The organism is Actinoplanes italicus (genome assembly GCF_003001815.1).
GTDB lineage: Bacteria > Actinomycetota > Actinomycetes > Mycobacteriales > Micromonosporaceae > Actinoplanes > Actinoplanes italicus.
In genome coordinates, this window is sequence record NZ_PVMZ01000005.1 from 310416 (window position 1) to 327719 (window position 17304).

The following is a 17304-nucleotide window of genomic DNA, read 5'->3' on the forward strand; positions in this document are numbered from 1 at the left end:
GAAGAAGGGGAGGTCACGGGCGCTCCACCAACAGCGCTGTGCCCTGACCGACACCCACGCACATGGTGGCGAGCCCTCGGCGCCCACCGCAGCGTTCGAGACGGCCGAGCAGGGTCACGAGAATACGGGTTCCGGAGGCGCCGAGCGGGTGCCCGAGAGCGATGGCCCCGCCGTCGGCGTTGACCAGCGAAGGGTCGAGGCCGAGGTCGCGCACGCAGGCCAGCGACTGCGACGCGAACGCCTCGTTGAGCTCGACGGCGTCCAGGTCACCGACGCTCCAGCCGGTCCGGTCGAGGACCTTGCGGGTCGCCGGGACCGGGCCGATGCCCATGATCTCCGGAGTGACGCCGGCGTTCGCGGCGGCGACGAGCCGGGCGCGCGGCTGCAGCCCGGTCCGGGCCAGGAACCGTTCGCTCACCACGACCACCGCGGCCGCGCCGTCGTTGAGCGACGACGAGTTGCCGGCGGTGATCAGGCCCCGGTCGCCGTGCACACCGCGCAGCCGGGCGAGCCGTTCCATGCTGGTGTCCGCGCGCGGTCCCTCGTCGGTGTCGAAGGTTCCGCCGCGGACCGGCACGGCGACGATCTCGTCGGCGAACCGTCCGTCCTTGATCGCGGCGACGGCGCGCTCGTGGGAGCGCAGCGCGAAGGCGTCCAGCTCGTCACGGGTGAGTTCCCAGCGTTCGGCGACGATCTCGGCGGTCTGCGGCATCGTGCAGGTGATCGCGTCGTCGAAGCGGGGGTTGGTGAAGCGCCAGCCGATCGAGGTGTCGAAGCTGGCCCCGGGCTTGGCGAACGCCTTGGACGGCTTCTCGGTCACCCACGGGGCGCGGGTCATCGACTCCACTCCCCCGGCGACGATCACGTCGGCGTCACCGGCGGCGATCAGGGCGCGGGCGGTCGCGACCGAGGTGAGGCCGGAGGCGCAGAGCCGGTTGACGGTGAAGCCGGGGATGGTGTCGGGCAGGCCCGCGAGCAGCACGGCCATCCGGGCGACGTTGCGGTTGTCCTCGCCGGCCTGGTTGGCGGCGCCGAAGATCACCTCGTCGATGGCGCCCGGGTCGACGCCGGCGCGGGTGACGGCCTCGCCGACGACGAGTGCCGCGAGATCGTCCGGGCGCACGTGGGCGAGTGCCCCTCCGTAGCGGCCGATCGGCGTCCGGGCGCCGGACAGGACGAAGGCTTCGGACATCGGATTACCCCCGGCGATCAAGATCAAGAACAGGCGGATGCGGTACGGGTGAAGCGCGCGATCAGGCGTCGAAATCCACGGTGACCGTATCGCTGACGGGGAATGTCTGGCAGGTCAGCACGAATCCGGCCGCGACCTCGGAGGGTTCGAGGGCATAGTTGCGCCGCATGTCGGCCTCACCGTCACGCACGAGTGCCCGGCAGGTCCCGCACACCCCGCCCTTGCAGGCGAACGGCAGGTCGGCACGCCCGGCCTGGGCGCCGTCGAGGATCGTGGTCTCCTGCGAGACGGTCGTGGTGGCCTTCCGCCCGTCGAGGACGGTGGTCAGCGCGGTGGTGGCACCGGAGATCTCCACACCGGCTCGCCGCGGCTGGGGCGGCGGGGCATCGACGTAGAACAGCTCGACGTGCACGCGTTCGGCGGGAACACCCAGTTCGGCCAGCACCGCACGCGCGTCCTCGATCATCGCCAGCGGCCCGCAGAGCCAGACGTGGTCGTAGGTCTCGGCCGGGATCACCTCGGTCAGCAGCCTGGCCAGCCGGTCGCGGTCGAGCCGCCCCGAGAACAGCTCGACGTCCCGAGGCTCACGCGACAGCACATGCGACACCTGCAGGCGATGGCGATAGCGGTTCTTCAGGTCGCCGATCTCCTCGGCGAACATGACGGTGTTGCTGGCCCTGTTGCCGTAGAGCAGGGAGACATGCGAGTCGGGGTGGGTCAGCACGGTCCCGGCGATCGACAGCAGCGGGGTGATTCCCGAACCGGCCGCGATGCACAGATGCCGTTCACCACCGTCGGGGTCGGCGTCCCACGCGCCGGTCGGCGTCTGCACCTCGATGACGGTTCCCGGTTTCACGTCGTGAACCAGCCAGGACGAGAAGAGCCCGCCCGGTATCTCGCGCACCCCGATCCTCGGCGCCTCGCCGACCGGCGCGCAGATCGAGTACGAGCGCCGCTCCTCCCCGCCGTCGATCATCCGGCGCAGGGTGAGCGATTGCCCGGCCCGGAAGGCATAGGCCTCGCGTAGCTCCTCCGGGACCGCGAAGGCCACCGCGACCGCGTCGTCGCACAGACGCTCGACCGCCGTGACCCGCAGGGGGTGGAAGGCGGTCCGGGGCCGGACTGCGACGGACATCAGATCTCCTTGACGTGGTCGAACGGTTCGCGACAGTCCGTACAGCGATAGAGGGCCTTGCACGCGGTCGAGCCGAACTCCGACACCCTCTCGGTACGGTCCGAGCCGCACAGCGGGCAAGTCAGAACCCGCCGGGTCGGCCCGAGGAGCAGCGGGATCGGCCCGCCGACGGTCGGCGCCGGGCCGGGCGGCGAGAGTCCCGCGTCGCGCAGCGCGGCCCGCCCGTGCTCGGTGATCCAGTCGCTGGACCAGGCCGGTTCGAGCACGACCCGTACCTCGACCCGTGCGAAACCGGCGTCGGTGAGCCGGTGGACCAGGTCGTCACGCATGGTCGCCATCGCCGGGCACCCGCTGTAGGTGGGCGTGATCGACGCGACCACCACGTCGCCCTCGACCCGCACGTCACGCAGCACACCGAGGTCGGCCAGGGTCAGCATCGGCATCTCGGGGTCGCGCACCTCGGCGGCGACGGCGGCGGCCCGCTCGAGAACGGTCACCACAGGCCCATCGGGTGCGCGCGGGCGACGACCTGCATCTCGGCGAGCATCAGGCTCAGCGCCTCGGTGTGCAGCCCGTCGCGGCCGGTACGCCCACGGGTGCCGATCGGCTCCGGCCGTTCCACCTCGGCCACGGCCAGAACCTGGTCGAGGACGGCGTCGGCCTCGGCACGGACCTCACCCGGGTCGACGGCCGCGGCGAGCGACTTCTCGATCGGGTGGGCGGTGAACAGTTCGTCATGCAGGGGCCAGAGCTGCTCCAGCGCGGTCAGCAACCGGCGCCGGGACTCGTCGGTGCCCAGGGCGAGGGTGACGAACCAGCGCCCGGCCCAGTCCCGGTGGTAGGCCAGCTCCTTGACACCCTTGGCGGCGACGGCGGCGAGCACGGCGTCGGCGCTGCCGCGCAGCCGCTGCAGGACCGCGAGCCGAGCGATGGAGAACAGCAGCAATCGGACTACGACGTGCGCGAAGTCGCCGTTGGGCACCTCGGCCATCCGCACGTTGCGGAACTGCCCGGCCTCCCGGAAGTAGGCGAGCGCGTCCTCGGCCGGCACCGGCGAGCCCTCCGGCAGCGGCGGCACGATCGACGGGTCGGCGGCCGCGGCGCGGGCCAGCAGCAGCCGGGCCTGCCCGAGCAGGTCGAGCGCGAAGTTGGCCAGCGCGATGTCCTCCTCGAGCTCGGGCGCGCGGCTGCACCACTCGGACAGGCGCTGGGACAGCACGAGCGTGTCGTCGCCGAGCATCAGGCAGTAGACGGCCAGCTCGGTGGCGTCGATCCCGGCCGGGACCGTCGTGTCGACGCCGGCGAGCGGGTCCTCGAAGTCGGTGCCGAACGCCCACTGCGAGGAGTCGCCGCCGAGCAGGCCGTCGTAGACGCTCTCATCGTTCATCGAAGCCTTCTCACATGTGCGGGACGTCGGCGGGGATCTCGTAGAACGTGGGGTGCCGGTAGACCTTGTCACCGCTCGGCGCGAAGAGCGGGTCCTTCTCGTCGGGGCTGGACGCGGTGATCGCGTCGGCCCGCACCACCCAGATGCTCACGCCCTCGTTGCGGCGGGTGTACACATCCCGGGCGTGAGCCACGGCGAACGCGTCGTCGGGCGCGTGCAGCGAACCGACGTGCACGTGGTTCAGGCCGCGCTTGCCGCGGATGAAGACCTCGTAGAGCGGCCAGTCACGCTTCACTTCAACCCCTTTGCTGCGGTACGGGCGGCTTCGTTACGGGCAGCGAAAGCGCTGGCGGCTTCGCGTACCCATGCGCCGTCCTCGTGTGCTTTGCGCCGGTGTGCCATCCGCTGGGCGTTGCAGGGCCCGTTGCCCCGGATCACGGCGGTCAGCTCGGCCCAGTCGGGCTGCCCGAAGTCGTGGTGACCACGCTCTTCGTTCCAGCGCAGCTCCGGGTCGGGCAGGGTGACGCCGAGCGCCTTCGCCTGCGGCACGGTCATGTCGACGAACTTCTGGCGCAGTTCGTCGTTGGAGTTGCGCTTGATGCCCCACGCCATCGACTGCTCGCTGTTGGGCGATTTGTCGTCGGGCGGGCCGAACATCATCAGCGACGGCCACCAGAACCGGTCGACCGACTCCTGCACCATGGCACGCTGCTCGCCGGTGCCGCGCATCATCGTCATCAGCAGCTCGAAGCCCTGCCGCTGATGGAACGACTCCTCCTTGCAGATCCGGATCATCGCCCGGCCGTACGGGCCGTACGACGTCCGGCAGAGCGGCACCTGGTTGCAGATCGCGGCGCCGTCGACCAGCCAGCCGATGGTGCCGACATCGGCGTACGACAGCGTCGGGTAGTTGAAGATGGAGGAGTACTTCTGCCGGCCGCTGAGCAGGAGTTCGACCAGTTCGTCCCGGGAGACGCCGAGCGTCTCGGCGGCGGAGTAGAGGTAGAGCCCGTGACCGGCCTCGTCCTGCACCTTGGCGAGCAGGATCGCCTTGCGCCGCAGCGACGGTGCCCGGCTGATCCAGTTGCCCTCGGGCTGCATGCCGATGATCTCGGAGTGCGCGTGCTGGGCGATCTGCCGGATCAGCGTCTTGCGGTAGCCCTCCGGCATCCAGTCGCGGGGCTCGATGCGGTCGTGGTGCGCCACGGTCGCGTCGAAGGCGGCCTGCAGCGCTGCTTCCGGCGGCTCTACCGGCGTCGTCGTCATGGGGCTCCCCGAACACTCCGACAATTTACTTAACGATCGGTCTGTAATACGGTGACACGAGGTTGCCGCTCTGCGCAACCGACTCGATCCCCCGCATGGATCCGAACCCGAGCATGGAGGAGTTCAGCGTGAGCACGCTGCTGGAGAGCTACGCCGCCGGAGGATGGTTCCGCGCCGCCGACGAAGGTCAGCCGCTGCTGGACGCCGCCACCGGCGAAGAGGTCGCCCGGATCTCGAGCTGCGGACTCGACCTGGCCGCGATGGTCGGACACGCCCGCGAGACCGGCGGACCCGCCCTGCGCTCGCTCACCTTCCACGAGCGCGCGTCCGCCCTCAAAGCGCTCGCCAAGCACCTGCTCGCCGGCAAGGACGAGTTCTACGCGCTGTCCGTGCGCACCGGCGCCACCGTCCGCGACACCGCGGTGGACGTCGACGGCGGCATCGGCACGCTGTTCAGCTTCGCCAGCAAGGGCACCCGCGAGCTGCCCAACGACACGATCGTGCTGGACGGGGCCCTCGAACGGCTCGGCAAGACCGGCGCGTTCGTCGGGCAGCACATCTACACGTCGCGGCCGGGCGTGGCCGTACAGATCAATGCCTTCAATTTCCCGGTCTGGGGAATGCTGGAGAAACTCGCCCCGGCCTTCCTCGCCGGTCTGCCGACGATCGTGAAACCGGCCAGCCAGACCGCCTACCTGACCGAGCTCGTGGTCCGCCGGATCATCGAGTCCGGTCTGCTGCCGGAAGGCAGCCTGCAGCTGATCAGCGGCAGCGCCGGCAGCCTGCTCGACGAGCTGACGATGCAGGACTCGGTCGCGTTCACCGGTTCGGCGCACACCGCCGGCATCCTGCGCCGCCACCCCAACGTCATCGACGGCGGCGTGCGCCTCGGCGTCGAGGCCGACTCGCTGAACTGCTCCGTCCTGGGCCCGGATGTGAAGGCCGAAGACCCCGAGTTCGAGCTGTTCATCAAGGGTGTCGTCGCCGAGATGACGGTCAAGGCCGGTCAGAAGTGCACCGCCATCCGCCGCGTCATCGTGCCCTCACGGATCGCCGGCGAGGTCGAGGACGCACTCGCCGCGCGACTCGCCAAGATCTCCGTCGGAGACCCCCGCAATCCCGATGTACGGATGGGCGCGCTCGCCAGCCTCGGCCAGCGCGACGAGGTCCGCAAGGCCGTCTCGTCCCTGCTGGCCAGCGCCGAGGTCGTCGCGGGCGACCTGAACGGCGGCCCGCTGCTCGACGGCGACACCGAGCGCGGCGCCTTCCTCACGCCCCTGCTGCTGCGCGCCGCCAAGGGAGCCGTCGAACCGCACAACGTCGAGCCGTTCGGGCCGGTCAGCACCGTGATCACCTACGACGGCATCGACGAGGCCGTCGCCCTGGCCGCACGCGGCAAGGGCAGCCTGGTCGCCTCGGTCGTCACCCACGACGCCGACGTGGCCCGCTCGGTGGTCCTCGGCCTCGCCCCGTGGCACGGCCGCGTGCTGCTGCTCGACCGCGACGACGCCAAGGAGTCCACCGGCCACGGCTCCCCGCTGCCGATGCTGGTGCACGGCGGCCCCGGCCGGGCGGGCGGCGGCGAGGAACTCGGCGGCATCCGCGCCGTGCTGCACCACATGCAGCGCACCGCCGTCCAGGCCTCCCCCGACCTGCTCACGGCGGTCACCGGCCAGTGGACGACCGGCGCGACCCAGCGGGTCGAGGACGTCCACCCGTTCCGCAAGAGCCTCGCCGACCTGCGCATCGGCGACACCATCAAGTCCGCCGAACGGACCGTCACGCTGGCCGACATCGAACACTTCGCCGAGTTCACCGGCGACACGTTCTACGCACACACCGACGCCGAGGCCGCGGCCCGCAACCCGCTGTTCGGTGGCATCGTGGCCCACGGCTACCTGGTCGTGTCGCTGGCCGCAGGCCTGTTCGTCGAGCCGTCACCGGGCCCGGTACTCGCCAATTACGGCGTTGACAACCTGCGCTTCCTCACCCCGGTCAAGGCCGACGACACCATCGCCGTGACCCTGACCGTCAAGCAGATCAAGCCCCGCAACAGCGCCGACTACGGCGAGGTCCGCTGGGACGCCGTAGTCACCAACCAGGAGGGCTCGCCGGTAGCCACCTACGACGTCCTCACCCTGGTCGCCAAGACCTGGCCCAGCGAGAGCTGACCGGCCTTTGTTCGCGACCCGGCCGCCGTTCGGCCGGGTCGCACCCTACCGCTGGTTCTCGAGGTAAGCCTTCGAGAACAGAACATGGTGGGACAGGCCGACCTCGTGAAGGAACTTCTCCGGGCTGTTCCGAGGCTTGAGCCGGCCCATGTACCTGCGCCAACGGGCAAGGTCGGTCTGCCACAACTCGACGAACTGCTGACACAGGCCGTAGCTGATACTCGAGCTCCGGCCGCGAGCGGCTTCGAGGGATCGGCGCATCCGGTGCCGGTCCTCGTCGGGTCCGACCATGTCGATGACCAGGTCGATGAACTGCCGACGCCGGAACAGGGCGGCGGCCCAGTAGGAGGTCCCGGCCCGCTCCAAGGGCTCCCCGCTGTCGAGCAGCCAGAACAATCCTTCAGCCAGGGTGTCGCCGAGTTCCTCGCCGATCGCACGGGCCGGTTTGGCGAACGGGTCATAGGTGCGCTGGCGCATCACGCCCGCCTTGGCGGCCTTGAACGGCACCCCGTCACCGAGCAGGAAGAGCCAGTCCTCGTTATAGATGTTCGGGAAGAACGACCGGCTTTGCGCCGCGTCAACGATCATGGCGCCGCCGCCGATGAAGGACGCCTGTTCCCCGCCCACGGCCCGGTACGCATGACAGACGACCGAGTTGTCCTCGAAGCCCTCGTTGGCCAATCCGACGGCACGGTACCCGTCGACCAGCCCGGCCACCTGATGCAGCTGCTTCGGTTGGTCGATGTGGATGTCGTCGTCGAGGAAGAGCACCCGGCGCCACCCCGAACCGCGAGCGAGGACGAGGCCCAGGTTGCGCTTCAGACTGAGGTCACTGCTCGTGCCGAATCCGCTGCGCTGCAGCAACACGTCCGCCGCCGATTCCGGAAGTTTCCCGGCGAGCGACCTCTTCACATCGACGGCGAGGACAGCGGCGCCCTCCTCGTCCGCGACATCGATGGCTCGCTCAGCGGACGCGGCCCGGCTACACAGAGCCACGACCGTGCACCCGGTCTCGTTGCCTACCTGCATGGCATGCCGGAGGGCGTTGGCCGGCCAGGCAGTCGGCACGATGATGGCGTCGAGTTTCCGGCCCGCCGCGTCGGCGGGGACCGGCAACTCCGTCAGCAGGTCAGCATGCGATCCGTGGTGCAGTTCGCGGGCGTCGACGAGCAACGCGGCCTGATTCGGCACGGTCAGGCCTCCGGCCACGAGTGCAGGACGGTTCCGGGGGCGGTCCAGTCCGGGGTCAGCGCCTCGTCTTTCACGACGTCGACCCGGAAGAGCAGGCTGAAGGTGTCGTCGACGAACCGCTCCGCCAGGAAGTCGGCGTTCTTGTCACGCATACCGTCGTGCGTCAGGGCCCGTACCGCGCCGTACACACCGCTACCGAACATGCCATTGCATACGGAAATGGTGCGTTCGCGGTTGTGGGGGTTGGGTGCCCGAAAGAAGTGACCGATGTCGTGGGTCAAAACCCGGGAACCTCCGAGGTCGGCGAACGTGGGCGAGAAGTTCAGCGTCTCGTCCCCCTCAACGACCTGGAAGCAGCCACGGCTCGGGTCGTCGTCGACGGACCGCTGCGTCACCGGGACGGAGGTGCGCAGCATGGCCAACTCCGTCGCGAGGTTGAAATCGATGCCGCCGAGCAGGACCAGGTGCTTGGTCCAATCGTCCGTGGTCATCTCCAAGGCACCCTTGTAGCTCACGTGGAGATCGGGGTTGACGGCTCGGATGTGGCCGTACAGCTCGATGAGCGACTTGAGGTCCGTCAGCCGGTACACGTCGGAGGCGTCCGCGGTGGAGGTCAACGGCGCGGAGCCGTTCATCGCCTCCGGCTCGGGCTCCGGGCAGACCAGCAGAATCGGCCCCTGCTCGTAGAACCATGGGCCGTGTCCCACGAGGGTCGACCGAGCCGACGCCGAGACGGTCGGCGCAGCGGTCGCGGCCAACGCGGCGGCTCGCAACGCGAACAGCTCGTCCCGGAGCAATTTGCGCTGGTCCTTCTCGTCGGCGGTCAGATCCTGCTCGTTGATCAGCCGATAGGGCTGGGTCTCGATGGACCGCCGAGTGCTGAAGAAGGTGACGATGGCATTGAGCCGGTCCTCAGGCGGTGGGGCCGGATTGGTACTGCTCTCCCACGACGAGATCAGCTGGACGCTTGCCCTCTTCCGCCCGCTCAGCGCCTCGGCCAGCTCCCCCTGCGTGATCGAGACATCCGGCCACTGCGACTTACGCAGCTTGCGCAGTCGTGCGGCCAGCGCCCGCTCAGGGGGAGTAACACCCGGCACTCTCGCACCTCCAGAAAACTTCACTTTACTACAGCCACGTCGCAGGCAGCCAACTGGCGGCTTGCACAGTAGCAGCATTCCTCGGCACATCGTGAGCTGCCAAGACGAGCGTGCACCCATTCGTTATACCGCGTGAATGAATCGCCGAGAGAGCCGATCCTCATGTTCCAGCGGAATTCAGTCGTTGCTCTGCCGAGTCCAGCAACTTACAGTCTGAAGTACAGGTACTACAGGCAGATCCACTGAGATTGACTGTAAGAGGTCGCCGATGGGTCGACATCGATCATGCGGATGGGTGCCGCGAGCCCCTCCGGCACAGCAGAGCGCTCCCCGCCGTTGCCCCGGCCGGAAGCGCTGCTGAAACAGGGCGGTCCCTGACGACTCCATCAGGAAGGTCCACCTGTGATGAGAACCATAGTCCCGACTCTCAACAGTGCAATCCCCTCGTTCACTGATAGCGCATACGCGTCCGAATTGACACACGCCATCGGCGCGGCCGCGACACTCGCCGGAGCGGTCCTGCTCGTATGGCTCTTCATGTACGCCACCTACAAGCTCGTCCAGCTGATCACCCGAGCGATGATGCTTCCCGCGGTGATCACCTACGTCATCACGGTTCCCCTGCTCGCCACCGTCGTGATCATCGGCATCCTGAACCGCTGACGTACGTCCGCGCTGCTGTCCCCAGGTCGACAGCAGCGCAACGTACCGGCACGATCACCGAAGGCGGAGTGGTGGGGAGGCCCTTCGGTGGATGACGACGTGTCGATACGTATCGCCACGGTCGAAGACGTCCTCAGACTCGTCCAGGACAAGAACGACCGGCACCACCTCCGAGAACATCTGGACCACGACCGGGGCGTTCTTCTCATCGCCCTTCTCGGCGAGGCCCTGGTCGGTCATCTCTTCCTCAGGCTGGGCGAACCGGAGGAGGAGGAACTCCGCAACGGACTCCCCGGCGTGGCGCTGATCCAGCATCTGAAGGTGCTGGAGGCCTACCGGCGCCGCGGTTATGCGACGCGGCTGCTCGACGAGGCCGCCCGCCAGCTGCGGGCACGCGGCCGCCGGACGATGGCCCTCGGCGTGGACCCGAAGAACGAGGGCGCCATCGAGTTGTACCGGAAGGTGGGCTTCCAGGCGTGGGGCGACGAGCCGATCCAGGTCGACCGGGTCGATGTACTCGATGACGGCACGACCCACCGGAGCCGGGAGGACTGTCTGGTGTTCACCAAGGAAGTCTTTCCGTAACGATGCAACCGATGCCCTCGGCAGCCGGTCATGGAGAGCGTGAGACAAAAAAGATCGTCAGGCGGAATCCGGACGCGGCTCGAACGGCGCTCGGGCATCGGACTCCATCAGTTCGGTGTCCGAACGCGACGGGGCCGGGCTGTTCCAGTGGGCGAGCAGCACGGTCGCGTCGTCCTGAAGCTGGTCGTGCTGGTAGTCGAGGATGGCGTGCACCAGCCGCCGGGTCGTCTCCGGCAGCGGCAGACGGTCGGCGACGGCCTTCACGGTGAAGTCGATCAGCCGGTCGATGCCGAACTGGTCGCCGTGCGCGGACCGCGCCTCGATCACGCCGTCGGTGTAGAGCAGCAGGAGGTCCCCGGGTTCGAGGGACTCCTCGACCACCACCGGCCGGCGGCTGTCGCCCAGGCTGACCGGCAGTGCCGTCGGGGTCGGCAGCACCCGCACCGGCTTGCCGTGGCGGATCACGATGCCGCTGGGATGCCCCGCGGAGATCATCCGCAGTACACCGGTGCGCTGGTCCAGTTCGGCTAGCACCGCGGTGATCAGGCCACGGCGGTCGTGCTCGCGTACCGCCCGGTCGATGTGATCGTAGGTGGCGATCAGGTCCAGTCCGGCGCGGCGGGCGTTGCGGTACCCGGCCAGCGCCATCGAGGCCAGGATGACGGCCCGCATCCCACCGGCCGAGCCGTGCCCCACAGCGTCGAACAGAGCCAGATGCGCGACGTCGCCGTTGACCGCGTAGTCGAACGCGTCCCCGCCGACGTCGTAGCAGGGTTCCAGCAGCCCGCTGATCGTCAGATGCCCGGTGGAGAAGGTCAGCGGCGGCAGTTGTGCCCGCAGCATCTCGGCGGCCAGGTGCATCGCCTCCCGCCGGCGCAACCGCTCGACGGTGTCGCTGTACTGGCTACGGGTCGTCACCAGCTCGGCCAGCAACGACGCCACGGTTTCACAGTCGGCCACCACCGCGTCGACGGCCTCGTCGGGCAGGACGACCTCCAGCACGCCGAGGCGCTCGGCCCCGTCGACGAGCGGCAGCCACAGCCGGCGACCATCCGGCTCGCCGTCGCTGGAACACGCCTCGACGGTGCTGAACGCACGGCCCGCGAGCGTCCCGTCGACCGGGAACGGCTCCCTGGCCGGGGCGTCCCCGGCCAGCAGGGGCAGCAGGAGCCGCTGTTGGTGATCGGTCAGGTAGAGGATCATGTCGCCGACGCCGAGCAGCCCCGCGGCGCGTGCCGCCATCTGCGGGAGGTCGTCCGGCCGGGCATGGTGGGACTGACGCAGCAGCTGTCGCAGCGCTTCCATCCCACCCACCGGCTTCCTCCTCACGACAGCACCAGCGCAGTCTGGCGCACCCAACGTGAAGCCGCAGGAATAACGCGGGCGTTCACTCCCGGTCCGGCACGGCGTCCCGTCCGCAGAAGGCGTGATTGACCAGGGCCTGGAGGGCGTCGTCGGGGTCGCCGACGTACGGGTTGACCGACAGCGCGAGACGCCGGGAACCGTCGCGGGTCGTGAACGTGCCTGTCACGTACCCGAAGATGCCTCCGCCGTGGCCGTAGACGGTGATGCCGCAGGGCAGGGTCGTGGCCTCCAGCCCCAGCCCGTAGTCGTGGCCCGGCACCGTCGTGGTCATGGCGGCGAGCTGGGCCGGCGGCAGCAACCGGCCGGTCACCAGGGCGCGGAAGAACGTGTTGAGGTCGGCCGTGCTGGAGATCATGTCGCCGGCCGCGTCGGCGATGCTCGGGTTCATCGTGGTGACGTCGACCGGCTCGTCAGAACCGGCCGGGCCGGCCGGCAGGTATCCGTGGGCGTGCGGGCCGCTGATCACGGTTCGCTCGCCGGGTGACTCGGTGTGCCGCAGGCCCAGCGGGCGGATGATCCGGCGCTGGATCTCGGCCGAGTAGTCCCGGCCGGTCGCCTCCCCCACGACCATGCCGAGCAGCACGTAGTTGGTGTTCGAATAGGACCAGTCGGTACCCGGCGGGAACAGCGGCGGCTTCGCCGTGGCCAGGGCGACCAGTTCGGCCGGCGCCCACGAGCGGTATCGCTGCGGCAGCCACTTCTCCGGGGACAGACCCATCGCGGCCGTGTAGTTCTCGATGCCGCTGGTGTGGTTGAGCAGCTGCCGCAGCGTGATGTGGTCGCCGTTCGGAACGGTGCCGGGCAGCCACCGTTCGACCGTGTCGTCGAGGCTCAGCCGCCCTTCCGCCTCGAGTTGCAGCACCACCGTGGCCAGGAACGTCTTGCTGACACTGCCGATCCGGAACCGGCCGTCGACCGGTGCCGGCGCCGGACGGCCGAGGCGGGCGACACCGGCGGCGGCCCGCCGGGTGCCGGAGCGGTCGGTGTACTCGGCGATGGTGGCGCTCGCTCCGGCGGCGACCACGGCGTCGACGTCACGCTGCAGGTCGCGCTTTGCGGTGGCGGCCGCCGGCGCGGCCACCGACAGGGGCAGCAGGGCGAGAGCGAGGGCGGCGGAGACAGAACGGATAGGCACGAGGTGTCCCTTCTCGATGCCGCGCGGCGCGCGGCGTACCCCACTGATCCTTTGTGCCGGAGGCATTGATCGAACCCTCCGTGAGGACGATCGGTCCCGGAACCGGTTCGGGGTCCGCAATGGACCGGGACCGGGGGGATCGTCGCCCGGAGGTCCGGAGGCGTCGGTGGCTGACCTGCCGCAACGGGATCAGGGCGATCCCGGAGAAGCCCGGGCAGGTGCGAGACCGGCATCGGCCGATGAGGGCGACCGGGGCCGGTTGGCCCGATTTGCAGTCGACCGTGCCGATACGGTGGGACGATCAATCCGTGGTGACGTCATGACGCGCACCCCCGCCGCGGTGCGGTTGCGCGGTCCGGCCACCGGTGATCGCTCGCCGGGGCTGGACCGGCTGACCGCCATGGCGACACGGCTGCTCGACGTTCCGATCGCGCTGGCCACCGTTCTGGAGCCGCATCGGCAGCGGTTTCTCAGCTCGCGCGGGCTGCCACAGCCGTGGGCGTCGATCGGCCACACTCCGCTGACGCACTCGTTCTGCCAGTTCGTCCTGGGGACCGGTGCGCCTCTGGTGGTGTCGGACGCCCGGCTGCATCCACTGCTGCGCAACAGTATGGCGATTCCGGACCTGCGCCTGATCGCCTATGCCGGCTACCCGCTGATGGCACCGGACGGGACCCCGCTCGGGGCGTTCTGTGCCGGTGACACGCAACCACGCCAGTGGGATTTCGACGAGCTGTTGCTGCTCAAGGATCTGGCCGCCATCGCCGCGACCGAGATCGCCGCGCAAGTGCACGCCGACCGGCTGGCCGAGGCCACCCGTCAGATCGCCGAGGCCACCCGCCGAGCCGAGGAGCACGAGGCGTTCCTGGAGGCGCTGCTGGACAGCCTTGACACGGGGGTGGCCGCCTGTGACACCGACGGCCGGCTGGTGCTGTTCAACCGGGCTCTGCGGCAGGCCCTCGACGACGACGCCGATCCGAAGCTGACCACGCAGGAGTGGGCGAACCGGCTACGGGTCCTGCATCCCGACGGACGGCCGTTCAGCGCCACCGAGATGCCGGTGGTGCGGGCGTTGCTCGGTGAGCATGTCCGCGACGTCGACAACATCCTGGTCAACGAGTCCGGGCGGCGGCGCTGGTTCGTCTCGCACGGCAACCAGATCCGCAGCCGCTCGGGGGTGCTGCTCGGAGCGGTCGCGACCGCCCACGACGTCACCGACCGCCGTCTCGCCGAGCGGTTCCGCGACACCGAGCTGGCCGTGCACCGGGTGTTCGCCACCGCGGGCGACACCGTCGAGGCCGCCCCCGAGGTGCTGAAGGCCATTGCCGTCACCCTCGATTGGGTGCACGCCGAGTTGTGGCTGGCCGACGAGCTCACCGAGCGGCTCCTGCCGGCCGGTACGTGGACGAGCCCTGATCATCCGGTGCCGGTTCACGTACCGGCAGGTCTGGCACGTGGGGAGGGCCTGGCCGGTACCGCCTGGGACCAGGACGCCCCGGTGTGGCTGGCCGACATCGGAGCCGACCCCGCGCCGTTGTCCGCCGCGACCGCGACGCGGTACAGGCTTCGGGCCGCCCTGGCCGTGCCGGTGCACGGCGGCGACCGGGCGATCGGCGCGCTGACCGCGTTCGCGGCGACCACCGAGGCGCAGGACGCCTCCTGCATCGCCCTCATGACCGGGATCGCCGCCCAGATCGGCGAGTTCCTGCAGCGCCGCCGGGCCGAGGACCTGCTCCGGCAGCTGGCCCGTACGCAGGACGAATACATCGCGCTGGCCGGACACGAGCTGCGTACCCCCCTGACGTCGATGCTGGCCGCCACCGCACTGCTGCTCGACACCGAACCGGACACCCCGGTGGCCGAGGTGCAGGACCTGGTCGACCTGATCAGCCGCAAGGGCGGCGACATGCGGGCGGTGATCGACGACCTGCTCGACCTGGCCGCGCTGGACTCCGGGCACGCCGAGCTGACACCGGAGAGACTCGACCTGGCCGTCGTCGTGCGGGCCGCCCTCGACGCGGTGTCCGGCGGCGCCGCCGGACTCGGTGTCACCTTCCACCCGGTGCTGCCCGCCGAACTGCCGGTGCGGGGCTGCCCGCGCCGGCTGCGCCAGCTGGTCGACAATCTGCTGAGCAACGCGGTGAAGTACAGCCCGGGCGGCGGCCGGGTCGACGTCGTCCTTCAACACCGGGCGGGTGTGGCACAGCTGCGGGTGACCGACTCCGGCATCGGCATCCCGGACGCCGACCATGATCACGTTTTCCGCCGTTTCTACCGGTCCCCGGAGGCGGTGCAGCTGGCGATCCCCGGGAGCGGGCTGGGGCTGGCGCTGTGTTCGGCGATCACCGCCCGCCACCACGGGACGATCGCCCTCGACCTGGCCGGTGGGCGGGGCACCACCGTAGTGGTCCGGCTTCCGGCCTGTTGAGGGGGCGGCCGATCCACCGGTCGGCGATAAGTTGATGTCCATGACCGCGCGATCCGCGGGATGCCTCAAGTGGTGGACCGAGACGCCGAATCGAGTGCCGTGACCGCGACTCCCCCGGACCAGCAGACGATTCGTGACCGCCTGGCCGCGCATCTGCTGGAGCTGGAACTGCTCACGCCGAAGAACTTCGAGGCGGTTCCGGCGCCGGCCGCGATGCTGGAGCTGCAGGCCCGCGAGCACGGTTTCGAGGATCTGGTGCAGCGGGCGCAGCTGATCCTGGCCGACGTGGCGGGGCGGCGCGGTGACACCGTCGAGCAGGGCCGGGTCGCGCGGGAGGTCACCTTCTGGGCCGAACAGCACGGCGACGACCTGCTGATCGCCCGCGGGCACCGATTGCAGGCCATCTTCTTCCGGCGTCTCGGCGACCGGGCGCAGGGTCTGTCGCACGCCATCACCGGGCTGCGGCACTCCGACACGCTGCCGGAACGGTTGCGCTGCAGCCAGCTGGTCACGGTCGCCCTGCTGCTCGACCTGAACGGCCAGTTCCAGGAGGCCGACCGCCGGTTCGCCGAGGCGCTGGCGCTCGCCGAGAAGTACGACGACCCCGATCAGGCGCTGACGGTCCTCAACAACATGGCGTTCACCGCCTACGAGAAGGGCGACGTGGCGACGGCCAACGAACTGGCCGGGCAGATCCGCGCCATCGGCGTCGAGCACGACATCGCCCTGGACGGCCTCTATCTGGACACGCTGGCCCGGATAGCGTTCCTGCAGGGCCGCTTCGAGGAGGCGGAGGCGGCGCTGCAGCCGGTCCTCGACGATCCGGACGGGCCGCTGGTCAGCGAGGGCGACAGCCTTCCGGAGTGCCTGCTGACGCTGGCCGAGATCTACAGCGGTACGGGCCGTCCCGCGATGGCCGGTGAGGCGCTGGACCGGGCCATGGCGATCTGCGACGAGCGCGGCCTAGACGGGGTCGGCAGCCGGGTGCACCGGGCGCGGGCCGAGTGGCACGCCGAGGCCGGGCGTTTCCGTGAGGCGTACGAGGAGTACCGGCTCTTCCATGCCCGGGCCGAACGGCTGCACTCGGCCGAACGGGAGGCGCGCGCCTACGCCATGCAGGCGGTGTTCCAGGCGGACGAGGCCCGCCGGAGCTCGGAGCGGTTCCAGGCGCTCGCCTACCAGGACGCGCTGACCGGCCTGTTCAACCGCCGCTACGCCGACGAGCACCTGGCCGCGGCGGTGGCCACCGCCCAGCGTGGCGGGGAGCCGCTGTCGGTCGCGGTCGTCGACGCCGACCACTTCAAGCGCATCAACGACCAGCTGTCACATGCTGCCGGCGATGCCGTGCTGCAGGAGCTCGGCGCCCTGCTCAACCGGTTCGTCACCGGCAAGGAACGCGCCGCCCGGCTCGGCGGCGAGGAATTCCTGATCCTGCTGCCCGGCGTGGGCGAGGCGGCGGCACGTCAGCGGTGCGAGGAGCTGGCCGATCTGGTACGCACGACCGACTGGAGTCCGTTGACCGGCACCCTGCCGGTGACCGTCAGCGTCGGCGTCGCCACCTGGACCGCCGGCCCGATCTCGGCGGAGTCCCTGATCGGCCGCGCCGACACCAGCCTGTACGAGGCGAAGCGCGCCGGCCGCGACCGGGTGGCCGCCACCCTGCTCTGACCGCGTCGTCATCCGCGGCCC

Annotated in this window: 15 protein-coding genes; 5 read left to right on the plus strand and 10 right to left on the minus strand. The window is 69.9% G+C overall.

Annotated elements, in window-relative coordinates; genetic code table 11:
• Nucleotides 1-13: 13 nt before the first annotated feature.
• From CLV67_RS15280 to paaA, 6 genes are all read right to left on the minus strand, one after another.
• Entirely contained in the window at nucleotides 14-1192 is a 1179-nt protein-coding gene (locus CLV67_RS15280) for a thiolase family protein (RefSeq protein WP_106318752.1), read from the minus strand.
• Nucleotides 1193-1253: 61 nt separating this feature from the next.
• Nucleotides 1254-2327: a 1,2-phenylacetyl-CoA epoxidase subunit PaaE gene (gene paaE / locus CLV67_RS15285; RefSeq protein ID WP_106318754.1), complete on the minus strand. Its 1074-nt coding sequence runs from the start codon at nucleotides 2325-2327 to the stop codon at nucleotides 1254-1256.
• Nucleotides 2327-2827 carry a 1,2-phenylacetyl-CoA epoxidase subunit PaaD gene (paaD, locus tag CLV67_RS15290; RefSeq protein WP_106318756.1) on the minus strand — a complete coding sequence of 167 codons (501 nt, stop codon included), beginning with the start codon at nucleotides 2825-2827 and terminating at the stop codon, nucleotides 2327-2329. Before paaD ends, paaE begins: the two co-directional genes overlap by 1 nt.
• Nucleotides 2821-3567, minus strand: a complete 747-nt coding sequence (gene paaC, locus CLV67_RS15295) for a 1,2-phenylacetyl-CoA epoxidase subunit PaaC (RefSeq protein ID WP_239166200.1) — start codon at nucleotides 3565-3567, stop codon at nucleotides 2821-2823. The genes paaD and paaC overlap by 7 nt, the downstream gene beginning before the upstream one ends.
• 157 nt (nucleotides 3568-3724) lie before the next feature.
• Nucleotides 3725-4009: a 1,2-phenylacetyl-CoA epoxidase subunit PaaB gene (gene paaB, locus CLV67_RS15300; RefSeq protein WP_106318760.1), complete on the minus strand. Its 285-nt coding sequence runs from the start codon at nucleotides 4007-4009 to the stop codon at nucleotides 3725-3727.
• On the minus strand, nucleotides 4006-4980 hold the full coding sequence (gene paaA, locus CLV67_RS15305; protein ID WP_106318761.1) for a 1,2-phenylacetyl-CoA epoxidase subunit PaaA: 975 nt from the start codon (nucleotides 4978-4980) through the stop codon (nucleotides 4006-4008). Before paaA ends, paaB begins: the two co-directional genes overlap by 4 nt.
• A 95-nt stretch (nucleotides 4981-5075) precedes the next feature.
• On the opposite strand from paaA, the gene paaZ reads away from it, so the two are divergent.
• Nucleotides 5076-7151: a phenylacetic acid degradation bifunctional protein PaaZ gene (gene paaZ, locus CLV67_RS15310; protein WP_239166197.1), complete on the plus strand. Its 2076-nt coding sequence runs from the start codon at nucleotides 5076-5078 to the stop codon at nucleotides 7149-7151.
• A gap of 45 nt (nucleotides 7152-7196) precedes the next feature.
• Here the strand turns inward: paaZ and CLV67_RS15315 are convergent, their stop codons facing one another.
• Together CLV67_RS15315 and CLV67_RS15320 are read right to left on the minus strand one after the other, a co-directional pair.
• Nucleotides 7197-8342, minus strand: coding sequence for a hypothetical protein (locus tag CLV67_RS15315; protein ID WP_146169155.1), 1146 nt, complete (start codon nucleotides 8340-8342; stop codon nucleotides 7197-7199).
• Nucleotides 8343-8344: 2 nt separating this feature from the next.
• Nucleotides 8345-9439 (minus strand): helix-turn-helix domain-containing protein, encoded by a 1095-nt coding sequence (locus tag CLV67_RS15320; RefSeq protein WP_239166196.1) that lies wholly within the window; start codon nucleotides 9437-9439, stop codon nucleotides 8345-8347.
• A 474-nt stretch (nucleotides 9440-9913) separates the two neighbouring features.
• On the opposite strand from CLV67_RS15320, the gene CLV67_RS15325 reads away from it, so the two are divergent.
• Both CLV67_RS15325 and CLV67_RS15330 read left to right on the plus strand, forming a co-directional pair.
• Nucleotides 9914-10102 carry a hypothetical protein gene (locus CLV67_RS15325; protein ID WP_106318765.1) on the plus strand — a complete coding sequence of 63 codons (189 nt, stop codon included), beginning with the start codon at nucleotides 9914-9916 and terminating at the stop codon, nucleotides 10100-10102.
• 87 nt (nucleotides 10103-10189) lie between these two features.
• Nucleotides 10190-10687, plus strand: a complete 498-nt coding sequence (locus CLV67_RS15330; protein WP_170153874.1) for a GNAT family N-acetyltransferase — start codon at nucleotides 10190-10192, stop codon at nucleotides 10685-10687.
• Nucleotides 10688-10744: 57 nt separating this feature from the next.
• Here CLV67_RS15330 and CLV67_RS15335 read toward each other — a convergent pair whose 3' ends face one another.
• Together CLV67_RS15335 and CLV67_RS15340 are read right to left on the minus strand one after the other, a co-directional pair.
• Complete coding sequence (locus tag CLV67_RS15335) at nucleotides 10745-11992, minus strand: PP2C family protein-serine/threonine phosphatase (protein ID WP_239166199.1); 1248 nt, start codon at nucleotides 11990-11992, stop codon at nucleotides 10745-10747.
• Between the two features lie 82 nt (nucleotides 11993-12074).
• The gene (locus tag CLV67_RS15340; RefSeq protein ID WP_239166195.1) at nucleotides 12075-13187 is read right to left on the minus strand and encodes a serine hydrolase domain-containing protein; all 1113 of its coding nucleotides are present in this window, start codon (nucleotides 13185-13187) and stop codon (nucleotides 12075-12077) included.
• Nucleotides 13188-13506: 319 nt separating this feature from the next.
• Between CLV67_RS15340 and CLV67_RS15345 the strand changes: the two genes are divergently transcribed.
• Both CLV67_RS15345 and CLV67_RS15350 read left to right on the plus strand, forming a co-directional pair.
• Nucleotides 13507-15615 (plus strand): sensor histidine kinase, encoded by a 2109-nt coding sequence (locus CLV67_RS15345; protein WP_170153875.1) that lies wholly within the window; start codon nucleotides 13507-13509, stop codon nucleotides 15613-15615.
• A gap of 99 nt (nucleotides 15616-15714) precedes the next feature.
• A complete protein-coding gene (locus tag CLV67_RS15350) occupies nucleotides 15715-17283 on the plus strand; it encodes a GGDEF domain-containing protein (RefSeq protein ID WP_170153876.1) in 1569 nt (522 codons plus the stop codon).
• The last annotated feature ends 21 nt before the right edge of the window (nucleotides 17284-17304 follow it).